This is a genomic window from Streptomyces sp. NPDC090022, from assembly GCF_044748145.1.
Classification (GTDB): Bacteria; Actinomycetota; Actinomycetes; order Streptomycetales; family Streptomycetaceae; genus Streptomyces.
In genome coordinates this window covers 82,402-99,513 of record NZ_JBIVFN010000014.1, presented here as the reverse complement: position 1 = coordinate 99,513, position 17,112 = coordinate 82,402, and the positions used below count along the sequence as shown (strand labels likewise).

Here is a 17,112-nt window from a genome sequence, read left to right as displayed (position 1 = left end):
TCACGTAACTACTCCTTGAGTGGGGGGGAGTCGCCGAGGTGGGGGTGGCAACTCCCTCACTCAACCGAGAATGGTCTGAACCTGTCAAGGTCTAGACCAAACGATTCCGCGGATCCCCTCGGGTTCACCGCCGCCCCCGCTCAGCCGCCGCGGCCGCCGAACCCCAGGGCAGCGGCGCTCAGTTCTGCCGGGGGCGCCGTCAGGGCCGCGGCGCCGACGACGAACAGCCGCTCGCCGCGGGCGTCGTCGGCGTCGTGACCGGCGTCGTGCGCGGTGGCCGCCGCCGGCCACGCGTGGGTGCGGAGGAAGCCGAGCGCCGGGCCGTTGCGGCCGGTCTCCCGGAAGCGGACCGTCAGGCGCGGCACACCGGCGCGGTCGGCGATCGCCGCGAACAGCGACTCGGCGACCCCGCGGTCCATCGCCCGGCAGCTCATCGCGAAGCACTCCACGTGGACCTCCTCGCCCAGCCGCGCGGTGACGGCCGTCGCGACCGTCCCGTAGTCGCCGAACCGGTCGCGCAGGGTGGCCACCCACGCGTCGGCGCCCTGCCACGCCAGCAGCGCGGGGACGTCCGCGCCGTCGGCCGTGCCCGAGGCGAACTGGTTCGTACGGGCCAGCAGTTGCGAGATGCGGGGCAGGTCCGAGGGCGCGGCACGGCGGACGACCACCACGGTGCCCAGCCGCTCGTTGAGCCGGGCGGTGTCCGCCGCGCCGTCGGCCGCCTCCCGGCGCAGCGCGTCGGCCCGGTAGGTGTCGTTGCGCGAGCGGTCCTCGGGCGTGGCGAAGAACCGGTCCAGTTCCCAGGCGTGCCGCAGGACGGCCGGCGGATCGGTCTCCGGCCCGACGTGCAGCACCGTCACGCCCGGCAGGGTCTCGGCGACCTCCGCGCACACGTACGGGTCGTCGTCGAGCAGGACGAAGCTGTCCGGGCCCAGCCGCAGTTCCTCCGCCAGCGAGGCGATGTTCTGCGACGTGGGCTTCCAGTTGACCCGGCTGGCGACGAAGTGCTCGCGCTCCAGCACCATCTCCCGCCCGCGCTCGGCGAACACCCGCTCCACGCCGGCCTCGTCGCCCCGGCCGCACAGCGCCAGCACGAACCCCTCGTCGCACTTCTGCCGCAGCAGGTGCCGTACGGCGAGGTAGCGGCCGCCGAGATCGAGGTCCTCGGGGGCCGCGTCCCCGCACGCGCCGCCCCACAGCGTGTAGTCGCAGTCGACGGCGATCACCGTCCGGGGCCGGATCAGCGTGGAGTGGACGACCCGGGCCAGGCCCACCGCCAGCGCGGCGAACGCCTCGTCCGTATAGGGGACGCCGGCGATCTGCGCGCCGTGCGGATCGTGCACGTTCCAGCAGCCGTACGCCGTGAACCAGTCGGCGGCGTCGATCACGGCGAGCCCGGGGACGTCCCGCAGCCGCGCCGGCAGGCGAGCGAGCGCGCCGGGGCCCGGCCCCTGCGCGCCGGGCGGGTCGGGGCAGACCACGAGCGCGGTCGGGGTGCCGCGGCCGGCGGCGAACTCCCGGGCCGCCGCGACGAAGGCGGCGACCCGATCGGGGGCCGCCGCGCCGCGGGCGCCGCCGTCCGTCCAGTCGGCGAGCCGCACCAGGCCGACGTTGACGCCGTCGGTGTTGCGGGCGAACAGGCCCGCTGGTGAGGCAAGTTGCTCGACGAGCTGACCGTACGGGGCGCTCTCGACGCGATGCGGGGCCTCGATGTGCTCCAGCGCGTCGCGCAGCAGCGGCAGGAGAGGGTCGGCGGTGAAGGTTGCGGCAAGAGTCAGTGACGGGCGGGTCATACCCCGAAGTACGAGCACTCCGGGGCGGAGGTTCAAAAATCGGTCCTCGTCCGCCGCCGTTTCGTGGGTTCCTCCGGACGTCAGGCCCGGCGGTGGTGCAGGAGCACCACGCCGTTGCCGAAGGTCCGGGTCTCGACGAGCTCCAGCGGCAGCGGGGAGGTGACCGGCGTGCCCGGGAAGAGCGGCGTGCCCCGGCCGACGCGGACCGGATGGACGTAGATCCGGTACGCGTCGACCAGGTCCTGGGCGAGGAAGGAGGCCGCCAGGTTCGCGCCGCTGAGCGCGAGGTCCCCGCCGGGCTCCGCCTTCAGGGCGGCGATCTGCCGGGGATCGACCTCGCCGAGCACGGTGGTGTTCCAGTCGGCCGCGCGCAGGGTCCGGGAGAACACCCACTTGGGCTTGGTGCGCCAGATCTCCGCGAACTCGGCCTCCACCGGGCTGACGTCGGGGTCCTGGTCGGCCGTCGGCCAGTACGAGGCCATCAGTTCGTGCGTGACGCGGCCGCTGAGGATGCCCCCCGCGTCGCGCGTCACCTCGTTCATGTGGGCGTGCAGCTCCGCGTCCACCCGGTGCCAGGAGATGTCCCGGCCCGGCGCCTCGATGAATCCGTCGATCGACACCTGCGCCATCAGCACGATCCGTCTCACAGCGCCCGACCCTACCCCCTACGAGGCCACGTACTGCCGCAGGTGGCGTGCCGTCAGCGTGTCCGCCTGCGCCACCAGCGCCGCCGGGGTTCCCTCGAAGACGACCCGGCCGCCGTCGTGGCCGCCGCCCGGACCGATGTCGATCAGCCAGTCGGCGTGCGCCATCACCGCCTGGTGGTGCTCGATGACGATCACCGAATTGCCCTGGTCCACCAACCGGTCCAGCAGGGCGAGCAGCTTGTCGACGTCCGCCATGTGCAGTCCGGTCGTCGGCTCGTCCAGGATGTACGTCGAGGACGCCTCCGCCATGTGGATGGCGAGCTTGAGCCGCTGCCGCTCACCCCCCGACAGCGTGTTGAGCGGCTGCCCCAGGCGCAGATAGCCCAGCCCCACGTCCGCGAGCCGCCCCAGGATCCGGTGCGCCTGCCCGGTGGGGAAGAAGGCGTGGGCCTCCGCCACCGGCATGTCCAGCACCTCGCTGATGTTCTTGCCGTTCAGCCGGTACGTCAGCACCTCCGGCGTGAAGCGCCGGCCCTCGCACTCCTCGCACACCGACGCCACCCCGGCCATCATCGCCAGATCCGTGTAGACCAGGCCCAGCCCGTTGCAGCGCGCGCACGCCCCTTCCGAATTGGCGCTGAACAGCGCCGCCTTGACCCCGTTGGCCTTGGCGAACGCCGTCCGGATCGGGTTCAGCAGCCCCGTGTACGTCGCCGGGTTCGACCGGCGCGACCCCCGGATCGGGGACTGGTCGGCCACCACCACGCCCTCGCGGCCCGCCAGGTGACCGTGGATCAGTGAGCTCTTGCCCGAACCCGCCACGCCCGTGACCACCGCCAGCACCCCGAGCGGCACCTCGACGCTGACGTTCCGGAGGTTGTGCAGATCGGCGTCCTTGATGGACAGGTGCCCGCGCGGCATGCGCACCGACTCCCGCAGCTCCGCCCGGTGTCCGAGGTGGCGCCCGGTGAGCGTGCCGGAGGCACGCAGCCCCTCCACACTGCCGCTGAAGCAGATCTCCCCGCCCGCCGTGCCCGCGCCGGGCCCGAGGTCCACGACGTGGTCGGCGATCGCGATGACCTCCGGCTTGTGCTCCACGACCAGGACCGTGTTGCCCTTGTCGCGCAGCCGCAGCAGCAGGTCGTTCATCCGCTGGATGTCGTGCGGGTGCAGACCGGTGGTCGGCTCGTCGAAGACGTACGTCACGTCCGTGAGCGAGGAGCCGAGGTGGCGGACCATCTTCACGCGCTGCGCCTCGCCGCCCGAGAGGGTGGCGGAGGGCCGGTCCAGGCTGAGGTAGCCGAGGCCGATCTCCGACAGCGAGTGCAGCAGGTCGCGCAGGCCGGCCAGCATCGGGGCGACGGACGGATCGTCGATCCCGCCGATGAACGCGGCCAGGTCGCTGATCTGCATCGCCGCGCACTCGGCGATGTTCCGCCCGTCGATCCGGCAGGACAGCGCGGCCCGGGTCAGCCGGCTGCCCCCGCACTCGGGGCAGGAGGCGAACACCACGGCCCGGTCCACGAAGGCCCGGATGTGGGACTGCATGGACTCGCGGTCCTTGGCGAGGTACGTGCGCCGGATCCTGGTGATCAGGCCCTCGTACGTCACGTTGCTCGTGCCCGCCTTCACCTTCACCGCGGGCTTGTGCAGGAAGTCGTCCCACTCCTGCTCGGTGAAGTCCTTCAGCCTCTTGCCGGGGTCGTAGAAGCCGGAGTTGGCCATGACCTGCCAGTACCAGGTGTCCACCCCGAAACCGGGGGCCGTGATCGCGCCCTCGTTCAGGGAGAGTTCGCGGTCCACCACCTGGTCGACGTCGATGTCCGAGACCTGGCCGAGGCCCTCGCAGTGCGGGCACATGCCCTCGGGCAGGTTGAAACTGAAGGCGCCCGAGGTGCCGACGTACGGGGTGCCGAGCCGGCTGAAGAGGATCCGCAGCATCGTGTACGCGTCGGTCGCCGTGCCCACGGTGGAGCGGGAGCCGGCGCCCATCCGCTCCTGGTCCACCACGATCGCGGCGGAGAGGTTGTGCAGGGCGTCCACGTCCGGCCGGCCCGGACTCGGCATGAAGGACTGGACGAAGGCCGTGTACGTCTCGTTGATCAGGCGCTGGGACTCGGCGGCGATGGTGCCGAACACCAGGGAGGACTTGCCGGACCCGGAGACTCCGGTGAAGACCGTGAGCCGCCGCTTGGGTATGTCCAGCGAGACGTTCGCGAGGTTGTTCTCACGCGCCCCCCGGACCTGGATCACCTGGTGGCTGTCGGCGGCCTGGGCGGGGGCGGGGGTGGTGGTCTGCACGGAACTCCTCACGGTGGGGGTGGCTCTCGGGCTTTCTCTGTACATTGTACTTTATACGCTGTACGAAGAAATGGCGGCCGCCGACGGACGGGCGGTCACCCCTGCCGGGAAGAGACCGGAAAGAGACCGGAAAGAGAGCAGCCCATGGCCAAGGACACCAGCGGGGCCGGCGACCCCGTCCGCACCCTGGAACTCCTGTGGCGCGAGCCCGGCCAGGACCAGGAGCGCCGCCGCGGACCCCGGCAGGGGCTCAGCGTGGACGCCGTCGTCACGGCCGCCACCGGGCTCGCCGACGAAGCGGGCCTGGACGCGCTCACCATGCGCGCGCTGGCCCAGCGCCTCGGCGTGACACCGATGACCCTCTACACGTACGTCCCGGGCAAGGCCGAGCTGCTCGACCTGATGCTGGACCAGGCGTACGCGGACATGGCACACCGCCCGGTGCCCGCCGGCGCCCCCTGGCGGGCCCGGGTCACGGCCGTGGCCGAGGACAACCGCGACCTGCTGCGCGCGCACCCCTGGATCGCCGGCCTCGCCGTCACCCGCCCGCCGCTGGGACCCGGTGTCTTCGCCAAGTACGAGTACGAACTCCACGCGTTCGAGGGCATCGGCCTGCTCGACGTGGAGATGGACGCGGCCCTCAGCCACCTGCTCGGCTTCGTCCACGCCATGGCCCGGGCCGCCGCCGACGCCGCCGCGCACAACAGCCGGCTGCCCGACGACGAGTGGTGGGCGGCCAGCGCACCGTTCCTGGAGCGGACCGTGGACGAGACGCGCTACCCGCTCGCCACCCGCGTCGGCACCGCGGCCGGCGCCTACGACCCGGAACTCGTCTGGGACTTCGGCCTGCGCTGCATCCTCGACGGCCTGGCCCGCACCGCCGACGGGCCCCAGGGCCCGTCCGAACCCTAGCGGTAGCCGGTGGTGTCCGCCGGGAGGTCGCGGTCCTGGACCTCGACCAGGTAGCGCCAGGCGTCCGGGCGGCTGCCGTCGAGGTCGGTGAAGCCGTACTCCCGGGCCAGCTGCCCGCTGGAGAGCGAGGCCCCGTTCCAGCGCGCGCGGCCGGGGTCGGCGGCCAGCGCCGCGACCGCCCGGCCGACGTACGACGGGGTCTCGGAGATCGCGAAGTGCGGCGAGACGCGGGTGGCGTCACGCCAGTTCTCCTCCGTCACCCCGTAGTTCTCCAGCATCATCTCCGAGCGCAGCCAGCCCGGCGTCAGCGCCACCGCCGTCGCCCCGTGCGGCCCCACCTCGTGGGCGAGGGCGAAGGCCATCCGCAGGACGGCCGCCTTGGCGAGGTCGTAGAAGAACGACACCCGGTAGTGGCCGTCGTTGTACGCCCGGGTGCCGTCGGTCACCTCCACCACCAGCCCGCCCGTACGGCGCAGCAGCACCGGCAGCGCGAAGTGGCTGGTGATCATGTGGGTCTCGGTCGCGCGCCGCAGCAGCCGCAGCCCGCCGGCCAGATCGTGCTCCCACACGGTGCTGCCCCACTCGAAGGCCCGCTCACCGCCCCAGATGTCGTTCACCAGGACGTCCAGGCGCCCCTGTTCGGCGTCGAGGCGCCGCACCAGCGCCTGCACCTGCTCGGGCACCTCGTGGTCGACGGCCACCGCGATGCCCCGCCCGCCGGCCGCCGTGACCAGGTCGGCGGTGTCCTCGATGGTCTCCGGACGGTCGTACTCCGAGCGGCGGGTCCGGGTGCTGCGGCCGGTCACGTACACGGTCGCGCCCCGCGCGCCGAGCTCGACCGCGATGCCCCGGCCCGCGCCCCGGGTCGCCCCCGCCACGAGGGCGACCCGGCCCGCGAGCGTCCCGCGCGGCCCGGCCGGCGCCGGCTGTGCTGCTGGCTGCGTGTTCGGCATGGGCCGACCCTACGCCCGGCCGGGCCGGCGGACCTGACGGGACGTCGGCGACACGGCCCCTCGGCGACACGGCCTACAGGCCGACGTCGCGCCGGCTCATGTCCTCCAGCGACTCCCGGCGCACCAGCGTGCGCGCCGCCCCGTCGCGCACCGCGACCACCGGCGGCCGGCCGACCAGGTTGTAGCCGGAGGCCATCGACAGGTGGTAGGCGCCCGCCGCCGGGACGGCGAGCAGGTCGCCGGGGCGGACGTCGGAGGGCAGGGACACCGACTCCGCCAGGACGTCGCCCGCCTCGCAGTGCCGGCCGACGACGGTGACCTCGGCCTGCTCGGCCGCGCACGTCCGGCCGATCAGCCGGGGCGCGTAGCGCACCCCGTACAGCGCGGGCCGCGGGTTGTCGCTCATCCCGCCGTCCACGGCGACGAAGACCCGCTCGCCGGTGCGCTTGACGGCCAGCACCCGGTACAGCGCGACCCCGGCCGGGCCGACCACCGCCCGGCCCGGCTCGACGGTCAGGCGCGGCACGGCGAGCCCGGCGCGGGCGCAGCCCTCGGCGAGCTCCGCCCGGACCCGGGCCGCCAGCGCGGGGACGTCGAGTTCCGGCTCGCCGGGCCGGTACGCGATGCCGTGGCCGCCGCCGAGATCGAGTTCGGGCAGCTCGACGCCGTGCTGCTCGTGGACCCGGGCCAGCAGGCCCACCATCCGGCGGACGGCCGCGACGTACGGCTTGACGGAGGTGATCTGCGATCCGATGTGACAGTGCACGCCCATGAGTTCCAGGGCCGGCTGGCCCAGGATCCGGCCGATGGCGTGCTGGGCGGAGCCGTCGGTCAGCGACAGGCCGAACTTCTGGTCGTCCGTGCCCGTCCGTACCTTGGCGTGCCCGCCCGCGGCGATCCCGGGCACCACGCGGACCAGCACCCGCTGGCGGCTGCCCGCCGGGACGATGGCGGCGATCCTGGCGATCTCCGAGGCGCTGTCGACGACGATCCGGCCGACCCCGAGCCGGACGGCGGTCCTCAGGTCCTCCGGGCTCTTGGCGTTGCCGTGCAGGACGATCCGCTCGGCCGGGAAACCGGCGGCGAAGGCCAGCAGCAGCTCGCCGGCGGAGCACACGTCCAGCCCGAGCCCCTCCTCCTCGATCCAGCGGACCATCGCCCGCGAGATGAAGGCCTTGGCGGCGTAGAGCACGTCCGCCCCGGGGAAGGCGGCGCGGTAGGCGCGGCACCGGCCGCGCACCTCCTCCTCGTCGAGGAGGTAGAGCGGGGTGCCGAAGCGGTCGGCGGCCTCGGCCAGCGAGACCCCGGCGACGCTGACGTCCCCGTCCGCCGCGGGGCGGGCCGAGGCGGGCCAGACACCGAGCCATCCGGTGTCGGCGGCCGGCAGCGGGCCGGCGGTGCCCGGGGTGTCGAGGGTGGTGGTCATGGTGTTCTCCTCGCGCTCAGCGGGCCGTCGGGGCGGGGGCGTCGGCCGGTACGGGGGCCGGTACCGCGGCCGGTACGGGCGGCGGCACCGGCACCGGCACCGGCACCGGCGCGGACGCGGGCACGGGTGCCGGCGCGGGCGTGGGGGCCGCCGGGCCCCGTACCTCCCCCGTGGAGGCGGCGGGCTGTTTGGCGGAGAACTGCGGGTCGACGGTGAGCGCGGTGACCCCCAGCGGGGCGGCCAGGGCGCGCAGCGCCGGCACGGAGAGCCGGATCCAGGGCTGGTCGTCGCCGAGGGTGGCACGCAGTCCTTCGAGGGAGGTGAACCCGACGGCGGTACGCGCCCCGGGCGGGGTGCGGAAGAAACGGGTGACGTAGCCGGCGGGACCCGGCCGGACCGGGACGTGGAGCGGTCCGGCCGGGCCGGGTTCGAAGGGCTCTGCGCCGTCGGCGCGGGCCTGCGCGGTCATACGGTCCTCCTGGGGCGGACGTGGTCACGGCGGCTGCGGCCGGGACCGGCCGGATGCGCGCCTGCCGTGACGCTATGCCCCTCGGGGCCCGTACCGCTGCGGCCCCTGACGCAGACTTGACGGCTTCGCGCCCCTTGCTGACGGCTCCCATACGTCGCTCATACGGGACCCAGGGCCTTGATCACCTCGGCGCTGGAACGGACCAGCCCGAGCCGGGGGAAGATCTTGGTGAAGGTGTGGGCGTGGGAGTCCGCGTCGAGATCGGCGGTGGCGTCCTCGGCGAACACCAGACCGTAGCCGTGCTCCCAGGCGCTGCGGGCGGTGGACTCCACCCCGGCGCTGGTGGAGATGCCGGCCAGGACGATACGGCGGACCCCGCGCCGGCGCAGCTGCAGATCGAGCTCGGTGCCGGTGAACGCCCCCCAGTGCCGCTTGGTGACGACGAGATCGCCGGCGCCGCCGTCGGTCAGGGCGGCCGGGAACGCCGAGAACGCGGCAGGCGGCGCGGCGGCCGGGCCCGGCCGGTCCACCTCGGCGGGCGGCCGGTCGCCGCCGTCGGGGGACCACTCCACCTTCACCCGTACGACGGGCAGCCCGTGCGCCCGGAAGGCCCGCGCCAGTGCGACGCCGTGGGCCAGCACCTCCTCGGCGGGACGGGCGGTGGGCAGCGCCAGGATGCCCTCCTGGAGGTCGATGAGGACGAGGGCGGTGTGCGCGTCGAGCGTCAGCGGGGTGCTCAAGGGGACTCCACAGGGGTGGTACGCGGGTGCGGGGCGGTGCGGGGCCGGGGGTTCGGGGCTTACCAGGACATGCCGGATGGGCGGCGTGTGCCGCGGGCCCACTATCGCGGCTGCGTGCCGGGCGGGGCCGGATTGACGGCCGGAGCGGGATCCGGAGCCGGAGCCGGACCGGTCGCGGTCACCGGCTGCGCCGGTCTCCCGACCGGGCGCGCCCCGCGGCCGCGACCGTGACCAGCGCGGTCAGCAGCCCGGCCGCCGCGACGGCCAGCGCGGTGTCCGGCCCCCACAGCGTCCACGCGGCCCCGAACAGCACCGAACCCGCGAACCGGGCCAGCGCCTGGCACGTCTGGAGCAGCGCCAGGCCCGTGGTGCGCAGCTCCTCCGGCAGCAGCGGCCCGGCGGCGGCCATCAGGACCCCGTCCGTGGCCGCGTAGAACACGCCCAGCAGGGCCGGCACGGCGACGACGAGGGGCAGCCAGGCCGGTACGGGCACCACCAGCAGCAGGCAGACGCCGATCAGCAGCAGGTGCCCGCCGAGGAAGAGCCGGTGCCGGCCGAGCCGGTCGGCCAGGCGACCGGCGGGCACCGCGCACAGCAGGAAGGCCGCCGCCACCCCGACGGGCAGCAGCGGGAACTGGGCGGCGGGCAGGTCCAGGCGCCGCTGGAGCAGCAGGAACAGGAAGGCGTCGCCCACCGTGAACAGTCCCAGCAGGGCGGCGGTCAGGCAGAGCCGGCGCAGGCCGGGGATCCGCACGAGGGTGCGCGCGGCGGCCGGGCGGGGCCGCGGGCCCGCCGCCCGGGCGGCGGGCGCGGGAGCCTCCCGTACGAACAGCGCGAGCAGCACCACGCCCAGGACCGCGACGCACGCGCTGACCGTGAACACGGCGTCGTAGCCGTCCACCGCCACCCACAGCACGCCGAACGCGGCCAGCGGGCCGAGCAGCGCGCCCGCCGTGTCCATCGCCCGGTGCACGCCGAAGGCCCGCCCCTGTTCCCCGGGCGGGACGGACAGCGAGATCAGAGCGTCCCGCGGCGCCGTGCGCAGGCCCTTGCCGGTGCGGTCGGCGGCCAGCACCGCCGCCACCGTCCACGGCGTACTGACGGCGAGCAGGCCCGCCTTGCACACGGCGGACAGCGCGTAGCCGGCGCCCGCCACCAGCTTGCGGCGCCGGGTGCGGTCGGCGATCCGGCCGCCGAGCAGCCGGAAGAGCGCGGTGGCGCCCTGGTGGAGTCCGTCCAGGGCGCCGAACGCGAGCGGGGTCATGCCGAGTCCGGCCACCAGGTACAGCGGCAGGACGGCGGTGACCATCTCGGCGGAGATGTCGGTGACCAGGCTGACCATCCCGAGCGCGAGGACGGTGCCGGGCACGGCCCGGCGCCCGCGCCACCGCGCCGTGCCCGGCGCGGGAACGCCCTGGGCGGCGTCCGCCGCCCGGTTGGCCGACAGGTACACGTGACTCTCCAGGGATAGGGGCCGGTGCGGGCCGGGTCAGAACCAGGTGAGGGTGAGGGGGAAGGTGGTGGTGGCGGTGGCTCCGGTGGAGTCGGTGACGGTGGTGGTGATCTGGAGGGTGCCGCTGCCCCAGGGTTTGCCGCTGATGCGGCCGGTGGTGGCGTCGGTGGTCAGGCCCCAGGGCAGGCCGGTGGCGGTGTGGCGCAGGGGCGGCCTGCCGCCGGTGGCGGTGATCTGGATGGTGCAGGACTGGTTGAACTTGCAGGTCTGCGGGCCCGGGTTGACGACCTTCAGATCACCGGCGGTCGGCGACGGCGTCGGGGTCGGCGTCGGCTCCGTCCCGGTGCTGAAGACCTCCGAGATCGGCTGCACGTTCGCCGCGTTGCCCGCGTGCGTGGTCCCGAACAGGTCCTCGAACGTGCGCAGCAGGTGGTGGTGGTTGACGGGTGTGCTGTACCGGCCCGTCTTGACGTGCGCGCCGTAGAACACGGTCGCGATCTGGTTCGAGCCCAGGTAGTTGTCCTCGTCCCAGGTCAGCACCAGCAGGCTGTTGTTGGCCTTCGCCCACTGCGCGTAGGCGTCGATGTTGTTCCGGGTCCACGTGTCACCGGTCGCCACCGGGCACGAGTGCATGTCGTTGCACTGGTTGGGCACGATGAACGACAGGTGGGGGAGCGCGGCGAAGTTGCCCTGCGGGAACTGCGCCCAGGTCTTGCCCGTGTTCAGCGGCACGTTGCGGAACGCGAACCAGGGGTTGTGCTTCTGCGCGTACTGCCCGTTGGTGCAGGCCGTCGACCCCTCCGCCGGCAGGTCCTCGTTGTACGTCGCGAAGGTCTTCCCGGCGGCGATCAGCTCCTGGCCGAGGTTGGCCGCGGTCATCGACTGCGGGGTGTAGCAGCCGTCGCCCGTGATGCCCTGGGTGGAGCCGGAGAAGAGGTTGAAGTAGTTCGGCTGGCTGGGGTGGGTCAGCGCCTTCATGCCGGTCAGGCTCGCGCCGGCGTTGGCCAGCCCGTTGATGTACGGGGCGTTGGAGCTGCCGATGATCTCGCCGTACTGCTTGTTCTCGTAGACGACGACCACGACCTTGTCGTACGAGGGCAGCGCCGCCGCGCCCGCGACCGCCCGCGACCGCTCCGGACCGCCTTCGGCGGCCTCGGAGCTGGCCACGGTGAACGCGCCCAGCAGGCCGAGCGTCCCCAGTGCGGCCGCGAGGGCCGACCAGCGGGTCCGATTTCTCGGTGATGGTGGCATGGGTGGTGTTCCTCCTCGGGTGTCATGACTCCCGCCGGGCCGCTCCGGCCACGGCGATGTTCAGGAAGCGGGGTACGGGCCGGCCCCGGCCGCGGAAGTCCTCCGCGACCGCCACCCGTACCGCCGCCACGCGCTCCTGCGGCAGCAGCACCAGCACGCTGCGGCCCGGCCGTTCGCCGGGCGGCCACACGCTGATCGCCCCCGCCCGGCGGGCGCGGGCCACGGCCCGGGCCAGCTCCGCCGCCACCGGTTCCCCGCGCACGGCGAGCAGCACCAGCCGGGAGCCGGCCGCGACCGGGTCGAAGGCCACGTACCGGTCGGGCCGGCCGGGGCGGTCGTACCCGTCGGGGTGGTCGGGCCGGTCGTACCGGTCGGCGCGGTCGGGCCGGTCGGCGCGGTCGGGGTGGTCGGGCCGTTCCGAGGCCGGCAGCAGCGCGTGGCCCGGCCGGGCGAAGAGCACCGCGTGGCGCAGGGCCGCGTCCCCGTCCGGGAGCGCGCCCGCCAGCAGCCGGGCCAGGTGGGCGCGGTCGGGCTCCGTCCCGGTGTGGGCATCGGCCACGGCGAGCGCCACCGCACAGTCGGCGGGCTCGGCGGTGGCCAGCCCGGCGGCGGGGGTGAGCGAGCTCTGGACGTGCAGATCGGTGCCCCCGCGCCCGTACCCGGCCCGCGCCAGCGCCCGCAGCAGCGCGTACGGGCGAGCGGCCCAGTCCGGTGCGGAGGGTGCCGGACCCGACAGCGCCAGCGGCAGGTCGCAGCTGTGCGCGGGATGGCTGAGCGAGCTGAGCCGGACCAGGCCGTCCGTGCGCGGTGCGGCCGCCGCCGCCACCGGCCAGCCGGCGGCCGCCACCAGTCCCGGCGAGCCCAGCCGGAAGGCGTGCGGAGCGCTCCACACGGACGTCGGCGGCCGGCCGTGCGCGGCCTCCAGCGCGTACGCGGCGAGCCGGAACAGCGGGTCGGCGGTGGCCCGGCGGGCGAGCAGCCCGGCCGCGTCGGGTCCGGCGGCGTCGGGCTCGGCCGGGGCGCTCACGGGGCGTCCTTGCGGGCCAGCATCCGGTAGGCGTTGCCGCCGTCGGCGCGGTGGGCGGCGGCCGTACGGACGACGTCCAAGGCGGCGGCCACGGCGAAGCAGGGCAGTGCGGCGGCCCGTACGGCGTGCCGCACCGCCCGGCGCACCGGCGGGGCGGGAGCGGCCCAGGGGCTGTCCGGGTCGGGCGCCAGCCGGGTCAGGGTGAGGGCGACCGCGCCGAAGAAGTCGTTGCCCTGGTGGGCCGCGCCGTGCTCCTCGGCCAGCACCGTGAACCCCCGGTCGGCCAGCGCCTCGCGCAGGTTGGCGGCCGGCACCAGGTGCTGGTGCTGCGGCTGGAACCAGGGCAGCCAGGCCGGCCCGAGCAGCCGCGCCATCCTCGACTCGGGGTCGGGCAGCTCGATCGCGAGCAGCCCGCCCGGGGCGAGGACGGCGGCCGCCGCGTCCAGCTCGGCGAACGGGTCCCGGGTGTGCTCCAGGTAGTGGTACATGCTGACGACCTCGTACCGGCCGGCCAGCTTGTCGGCGAACTCGGGGAACTGGCCCTGGTATCCGGTGCCGATCCAGCCCCGCCGCTCGGCCTCGCGGACACTGCCGCCCATGTCCAGGCCGTCGAACCGGACGGCCGGCCACACGGCGCGGGCGGCGTTGCAGAAGTGGCCGTGGCCGGTGCCGACGTCGAGCCAGGAGTCCGGGCCGGCGGTGTACGGGCGGAGCATCTCGGCGCGCGCCCGGTAGGCGTCGCCGAGCCGTCCGAAGACGGTCCCGGCGCCGTCGCCGCCGTGTCCGTCGTAGAAGTCGCGGTAGTAGAACTCCAGCCCTTCCAGGGACAGCCGGGGGTTCTGGAAGGTGTGCCCGCAGACCGCGCACTGCTCGAGGGTGAACAGGCCCGGCTTGCCCTGGAGGAGATCCGGCACCCGGACCCGTACGGCCAGCTGCCGTGCGCCGCACCACGGGCAGTCGTTGCGGCGCTGCTCGAGGAACCGGTCGGTGCCGTCGGCGAGTTCGGCGCGGTACGCGGCAGCCTTGTCCGCCGCGGGCTGCGCGGCGCCCCGGCCACGGGTGCGCAGGGCGGCGCCCAGCGAGCGCAGCGGCCGGGCGGCGGTCGCGGACCCCAGGTCGGCCGGGCGCAGGGCACCGGCTCCCGCTCCGCCGAGGACGGCGTACGGCTGGAGCCAGTACAGCGCGGCGGCCGCCACGCCCCACCGGCCCTGCCGCAGGGCCGCCCAGGTCAGCAGGGACAGCCCGGCCAGCTGGGCGGCGGCCAGCGGCCCGGCCGGCAGCCCCTGCGCCCGCAGCTCCTCGGCGCGCGCCCCGGCCCGGGCGCCGGCGCAGCGCAGCCCGGGGGCGACGGCGATCCCGGTGGCGTCCGAGGCGTACTCCTTCAACCGTGCGACCAGCGCCATGAGTTCCGCCGGCCCGGGTCCGCTGCGGGCGGCTTCGGCCGCGGCCCGCTCCAGCGCCCGCCGGACCACCACCTCCCGCACCTTGCCCCGCCCCCACCGCACGCCCAGCCCGGGCCCCCCGACCGTGCGGTCCACCGGGTCGGCGGGGTCGGCCCAGGGGCGGGTCCGGTCCGGTGGCCATGGGTGGTCCGGGTCGATGCCCGCGCGTTCCAGGACCTCCTCGGCGACCAGGACCGCGTACCCCGCGCCACGCCCCGGCGCCAGCCGGTCGCGGCGGTAGGCGGCCGGGTCCAGCAGCCGCAGCAGTCCCAGGGCCCGTTCCGCCCCGAGGTCCGCCGGGACCAGGTCCAGCACGCGCAGGCCCTCCTGTTCCGCGTACGCGTACGCGGAGAGGAAGGTGCCAGGGTCGGGCTCCACCCCGTCGGCGGTCAGCAGCCGCCAGCCGCCGATCCTCGGCAGGGCCGTCCCGCCGGCGCCCGCGGCCGGCGCCGGCAGCACCGGCAGCGCCGCCAGCCGCTGCCGCGCCCGCACGGTCCCCGCCCCGAGGCCGATCAGCAGGGCCACCGACAGCCACGGGGCGCGCCGTGCGCGCACCGCCCGCCCCGGCACGTAGCTCGTCGTCACCGTCATCCCCATCCGTCTCCTTGCGTGGTTTCGGAGCCGCGAAGCGGCGTAGTACGCTGCGCACCTGCTTCGGCAGCGGTCAGGGCTTGGCCGCCTTGCGGGTCTTTGAACCCAAGGGGGAAGCCCCCTCGTTTACGAGGGGGAGGAGTCACGAGAACTTCTCCAACCGGTCGGCCGCGGCGGCGGCTCCGCCCGCCGCGGCGAAGGAGGCCTGGACGCGCCGGGCGGCGCGGCGGTGCGCGGGATCGTCGAGCACGGCCGTCAGGGCGTCGCGCAGCTCCTCCGGCCGGGTACGGCCGAACCGCACCCGGATCCCCGCGCCCGCCGCCGCCACCTGCTGGGCGACGATCGGCTGGTCGTCCCGGATCGGGGCGACCACCAGCGGCAACCCGTACGCGAGCGCCTCGCAGACCGTGTTGTGACCGCCGTGGCAGAGCACCGCGTCCAGGTGCGGCAGCAGCTCCAGCTGCGGTACGCGCTCCTGGAGCAGGACATGGCCGGGCACCTCGCCGACCACGGCGGCCGGCGCGGCCAGCACCAGCTGCACCTCGTCGCGCAGCCGCTCCGCCGCGTCGAGCACGGTCCCGTAGAAGCGGCCGCCCGCCTCCCCGTTGAGCGTGCCCAGCGAGACCAGCACGCGCCGCCGGGCCGGGTCGAGCCGCTGCCACGGGAATCCGGGCACCGCCGGCCGGGCCCCGAAGGCGGGGCCGACGAACGCGTAGTGTTCCGGGAACTCACGCCCCGAGCCCACGAGTTCGGGCGTGGAGAAGACCAGGACCAGCCGGTCCGAGAACCGCGGGTCCCAGTCGGCGCCGTGGGACCCCAGCTCCCGCAGCAGCCCGCCGATCTGCCCGGCCACCCACTCCCCGACCTTCGGGAACCCCTGGAACGGCAGCGTGAACTCGGCGGACGTGCTCGCCGACGTCACCCAGGGGACGCCGGCCCGCCGCGCCACGACCGGACCGGCCAGCGCCTGCTGGTCGCACACGATCACGTCGGGTGCGAAGACGCGGACCGCCTCGGTGACCCCCGGCACCATCGCCCGGGCGAGCGGAACCAGCGCCTCCTCCCACAGGAACCGCAGCGCGCCGACCCCGCGCAGATCGCGCCACCGGTCGTGCAGCGCCGCGTATCCGCCCCCGGCCGCCTCACCGGAGGCCAGTACCCGGGCGTGCCCGGGCAGCAGCCGGGCCAGCACCTCCGGCGGGCCGCTCCAGGCCACCTCGTGCCCCCGGGCGGCCAGTTCGGCGCCCACGGCGACGGTCGGATTGACGTGCCCCGCCAGCGGCGGGACCACGAACAGCACCCTCATGGCACCAGCGCTCCCGTCACCGCGTCGAGATGGGCGAGGACGGCCGCGCGCAGCACGCCACTGGTCTCCTTCAGTACGTCGTGGCCCAGGCCCGGCAGGATCTCCAGCGCGCAGCGCGGCGCGTTCTTCGCCAACTCCTGTGCACCCGGGACCAGTTCGGAATGCTCGCCGCACACGGTCAGCACCGGGCAGTGCAGCCGGGCGTAGTCGGCGGGCGTGAAGGTCCGGCTGGCGGCGATGTCGTCGATCAGCGAGGTCCGGTTGAGGAGTTCGTCGGCGATCGCCGTGAGGTTGGCGGCCTTGCGCAGCCGCAGGGAGGTCAGCTCGGCCGGGACCGTGCTGTCCTCCAGGCCGAGGGCGGCGGCCGAGAGGGTGTCCACCATGTTCTCCACCCACGCCCCGCTGAGGGGTGGTTCGAGCAGGGTGAGGCCCACGACGAGATCGGGCCGGGCGAGCGCGGCGTGCAGGGCGAGCGTGCCGCCGTAGCTGTTGCCCACCAGGTGCACCGGGCGGTGGCCGAGACCGAGCGCGCCGAGCACCGCGACGAGGTCGGCGACGGCGGAGCGGGCGTCGTAGCCGGTGGGCGTCCGCTCGGAGCGGCCGTGGCCGCGCAGGTCGTAGAGGACGACCTCGTGACCGGCCCGGGCGACGGGCAGGGCCAGCGGACAGTAGAAGGAGGACAGGTTGTCCACGACCAGCCCGTGCAGGAAGACGACGACGGGCCGCCTGGGATCGGCGTCCGCCGGCGCGGGAAGCCGCTGGACGTGGAAACGCAGGGAGTTGGCGGTGATCTCGGCCATG

At 74.9% G+C, this 17,112-nt stretch carries 14 protein-coding genes; 1 reads left to right on the top strand and 13 read right to left on the bottom strand.

Features of this window, described 5'->3' with window-relative positions:
• Positions 1-140: 140 nt before the first annotated feature.
• From ACIPXB_RS23420 to ACIPXB_RS23410, 3 genes are all read right to left on the bottom strand, one after another.
• On the bottom strand, positions 141-1,793 hold the full coding sequence (locus tag ACIPXB_RS23420) for an HAD-IIIC family phosphatase (RefSeq protein WP_401452921.1): 1,653 nt from the start codon (positions 1,791-1,793) through the stop codon (positions 141-143).
• Positions 1,794-1,873: 80 nt separating this feature from the next.
• Positions 1,874-2,440: a dihydrofolate reductase family protein gene (locus ACIPXB_RS23415; RefSeq protein ID WP_401452919.1), complete on the bottom strand. Its 567-nt coding sequence runs from the start codon at positions 2,438-2,440 to the stop codon at positions 1,874-1,876.
• Between the two features lie 18 nt (positions 2,441-2,458).
• Positions 2,459-4,693 carry an ATP-binding cassette domain-containing protein gene (locus ACIPXB_RS23410; protein ID WP_401453077.1) on the bottom strand — a complete coding sequence of 745 codons (2,235 nt, stop codon included), beginning with the start codon at positions 4,691-4,693 and terminating at the stop codon, positions 2,459-2,461.
• Between the two features lie 192 nt (positions 4,694-4,885).
• Here ACIPXB_RS23410 and ACIPXB_RS23405 point away from each other — a divergent pair, with 192 nt between their 5' ends.
• Positions 4,886-5,653 (top strand): TetR/AcrR family transcriptional regulator, encoded by a 768-nt coding sequence (locus tag ACIPXB_RS23405; RefSeq protein ID WP_401452917.1) that lies wholly within the window; start codon positions 4,886-4,888, stop codon positions 5,651-5,653.
• Here ACIPXB_RS23405 and ACIPXB_RS23400 read toward each other — a convergent pair.
• The 10 genes from ACIPXB_RS23400 to ACIPXB_RS23355 form a co-directional block, all read right to left on the bottom strand.
• Positions 5,650-6,606, bottom strand: a complete 957-nt coding sequence (locus ACIPXB_RS23400; RefSeq protein WP_401452915.1) for an SDR family oxidoreductase — start codon at positions 6,604-6,606, stop codon at positions 5,650-5,652. The two genes, ACIPXB_RS23405 and ACIPXB_RS23400, sit on opposite strands and share 4 nt — an antisense overlap.
• A 73-nt stretch (positions 6,607-6,679) precedes the next feature.
• Positions 6,680-8,032, bottom strand: coding sequence for a diaminopimelate decarboxylase (gene lysA, locus ACIPXB_RS23395; RefSeq protein WP_401452913.1), 1,353 nt, complete (start codon positions 8,030-8,032; stop codon positions 6,680-6,682).
• A 16-nt stretch (positions 8,033-8,048) separates the two neighbouring features.
• Complete coding sequence (locus ACIPXB_RS23390; RefSeq protein WP_401452912.1) at positions 8,049-8,501, bottom strand: SAV_915 family protein; 453 nt, start codon at positions 8,499-8,501, stop codon at positions 8,049-8,051.
• 158 nt (positions 8,502-8,659) lie between these two features.
• Positions 8,660-9,241 (bottom strand): hydrolase, encoded by a 582-nt coding sequence (locus tag ACIPXB_RS23385; protein WP_401452910.1) that lies wholly within the window; start codon positions 9,239-9,241, stop codon positions 8,660-8,662.
• Between the two features lie 178 nt (positions 9,242-9,419).
• Positions 9,420-10,694, bottom strand: a complete 1,275-nt coding sequence (locus ACIPXB_RS23380) for an MFS transporter (RefSeq protein WP_401452908.1) — start codon at positions 10,692-10,694, stop codon at positions 9,420-9,422.
• A gap of 36 nt (positions 10,695-10,730) precedes the next feature.
• The gene (locus tag ACIPXB_RS23375; RefSeq protein ID WP_401452906.1) at positions 10,731-11,945 is read right to left on the bottom strand and encodes an alkaline phosphatase family protein; all 1,215 of its coding nucleotides are present in this window, start codon (positions 11,943-11,945) and stop codon (positions 10,731-10,733) included.
• 22 nt (positions 11,946-11,967) lie between these two features.
• Complete coding sequence (locus ACIPXB_RS23370) at positions 11,968-12,972, bottom strand: galactokinase (protein ID WP_401452904.1); 1,005 nt, start codon at positions 12,970-12,972, stop codon at positions 11,968-11,970.
• Positions 12,969-15,005 carry a methyltransferase domain-containing protein gene (locus tag ACIPXB_RS23365; RefSeq protein ID WP_401452902.1) on the bottom strand — a complete coding sequence of 679 codons (2,037 nt, stop codon included), beginning with the start codon at positions 15,003-15,005 and terminating at the stop codon, positions 12,969-12,971. Before ACIPXB_RS23365 ends, ACIPXB_RS23370 begins: the two co-directional genes overlap by 4 nt.
• Before the next feature lie 142 nt (positions 15,006-15,147).
• A complete protein-coding gene (locus ACIPXB_RS23360; protein ID WP_401452900.1) occupies positions 15,148-16,311 on the bottom strand; it encodes a glycosyltransferase in 1,164 nt (387 codons plus the stop codon).
• Positions 16,308-17,111 (bottom strand): alpha/beta fold hydrolase, encoded by an 804-nt coding sequence (locus ACIPXB_RS23355; protein ID WP_401452899.1) that lies wholly within the window; start codon positions 17,109-17,111, stop codon positions 16,308-16,310. The genes ACIPXB_RS23360 and ACIPXB_RS23355 overlap by 4 nt, the downstream gene beginning before the upstream one ends.
• Position 17,112 lies beyond the last annotated feature (1 nt).

What these genes read in the sequence shown, in the direction of transcription:
- ACIPXB_RS23355 (WP_401452899.1), bottom strand. Translation starts at nt 17,111, where the DNA reads ATGGCCGAGATCACCGCCAACTCCCTGCGTTTCCACGTCCAGCGGCTT.
- lysA (WP_401452913.1), bottom strand. Translation starts at nt 8,032, where the DNA reads ATGACCACCACCCTCGACACCCCGGGCACCGCCGGCCCGCTGCCGGCC.
- ACIPXB_RS23360 (WP_401452900.1), bottom strand. Translation starts at nt 16,311, where the DNA reads ATGAGGGTGCTGTTCGTGGTCCCGCCGCTGGCGGGGCACGTCAATCCG.
- ACIPXB_RS23375 (WP_401452906.1), bottom strand. Translation starts at nt 11,945, where the DNA reads ATGCCACCATCACCGAGAAATCGGACCCGCTGGTCGGCCCTCGCGGCC.
- ACIPXB_RS23420 (WP_401452921.1), bottom strand. Translation starts at nt 1,793, where the DNA reads ATGACCCGCCCGTCACTGACTCTTGCCGCAACCTTCACCGCCGACCCT.
- ACIPXB_RS23400 (WP_401452915.1), bottom strand. Translation starts at nt 6,606, where the DNA reads ATGCCGAACACGCAGCCAGCAGCACAGCCGGCGCCGGCCGGGCCGCGC.
- ACIPXB_RS23405 (WP_401452917.1), top strand. Translation starts at nt 4,886, where the DNA reads ATGGCCAAGGACACCAGCGGGGCCGGCGACCCCGTCCGCACCCTGGAA.
- ACIPXB_RS23365 (WP_401452902.1), bottom strand. Translation starts at nt 15,005, where the DNA reads ATGACGGTGACGACGAGCTACGTGCCGGGGCGGGCGGTGCGCGCACGG.
- ACIPXB_RS23390 (WP_401452912.1), bottom strand. Translation starts at nt 8,501, where the DNA reads ATGACCGCGCAGGCCCGCGCCGACGGCGCAGAGCCCTTCGAACCCGGC.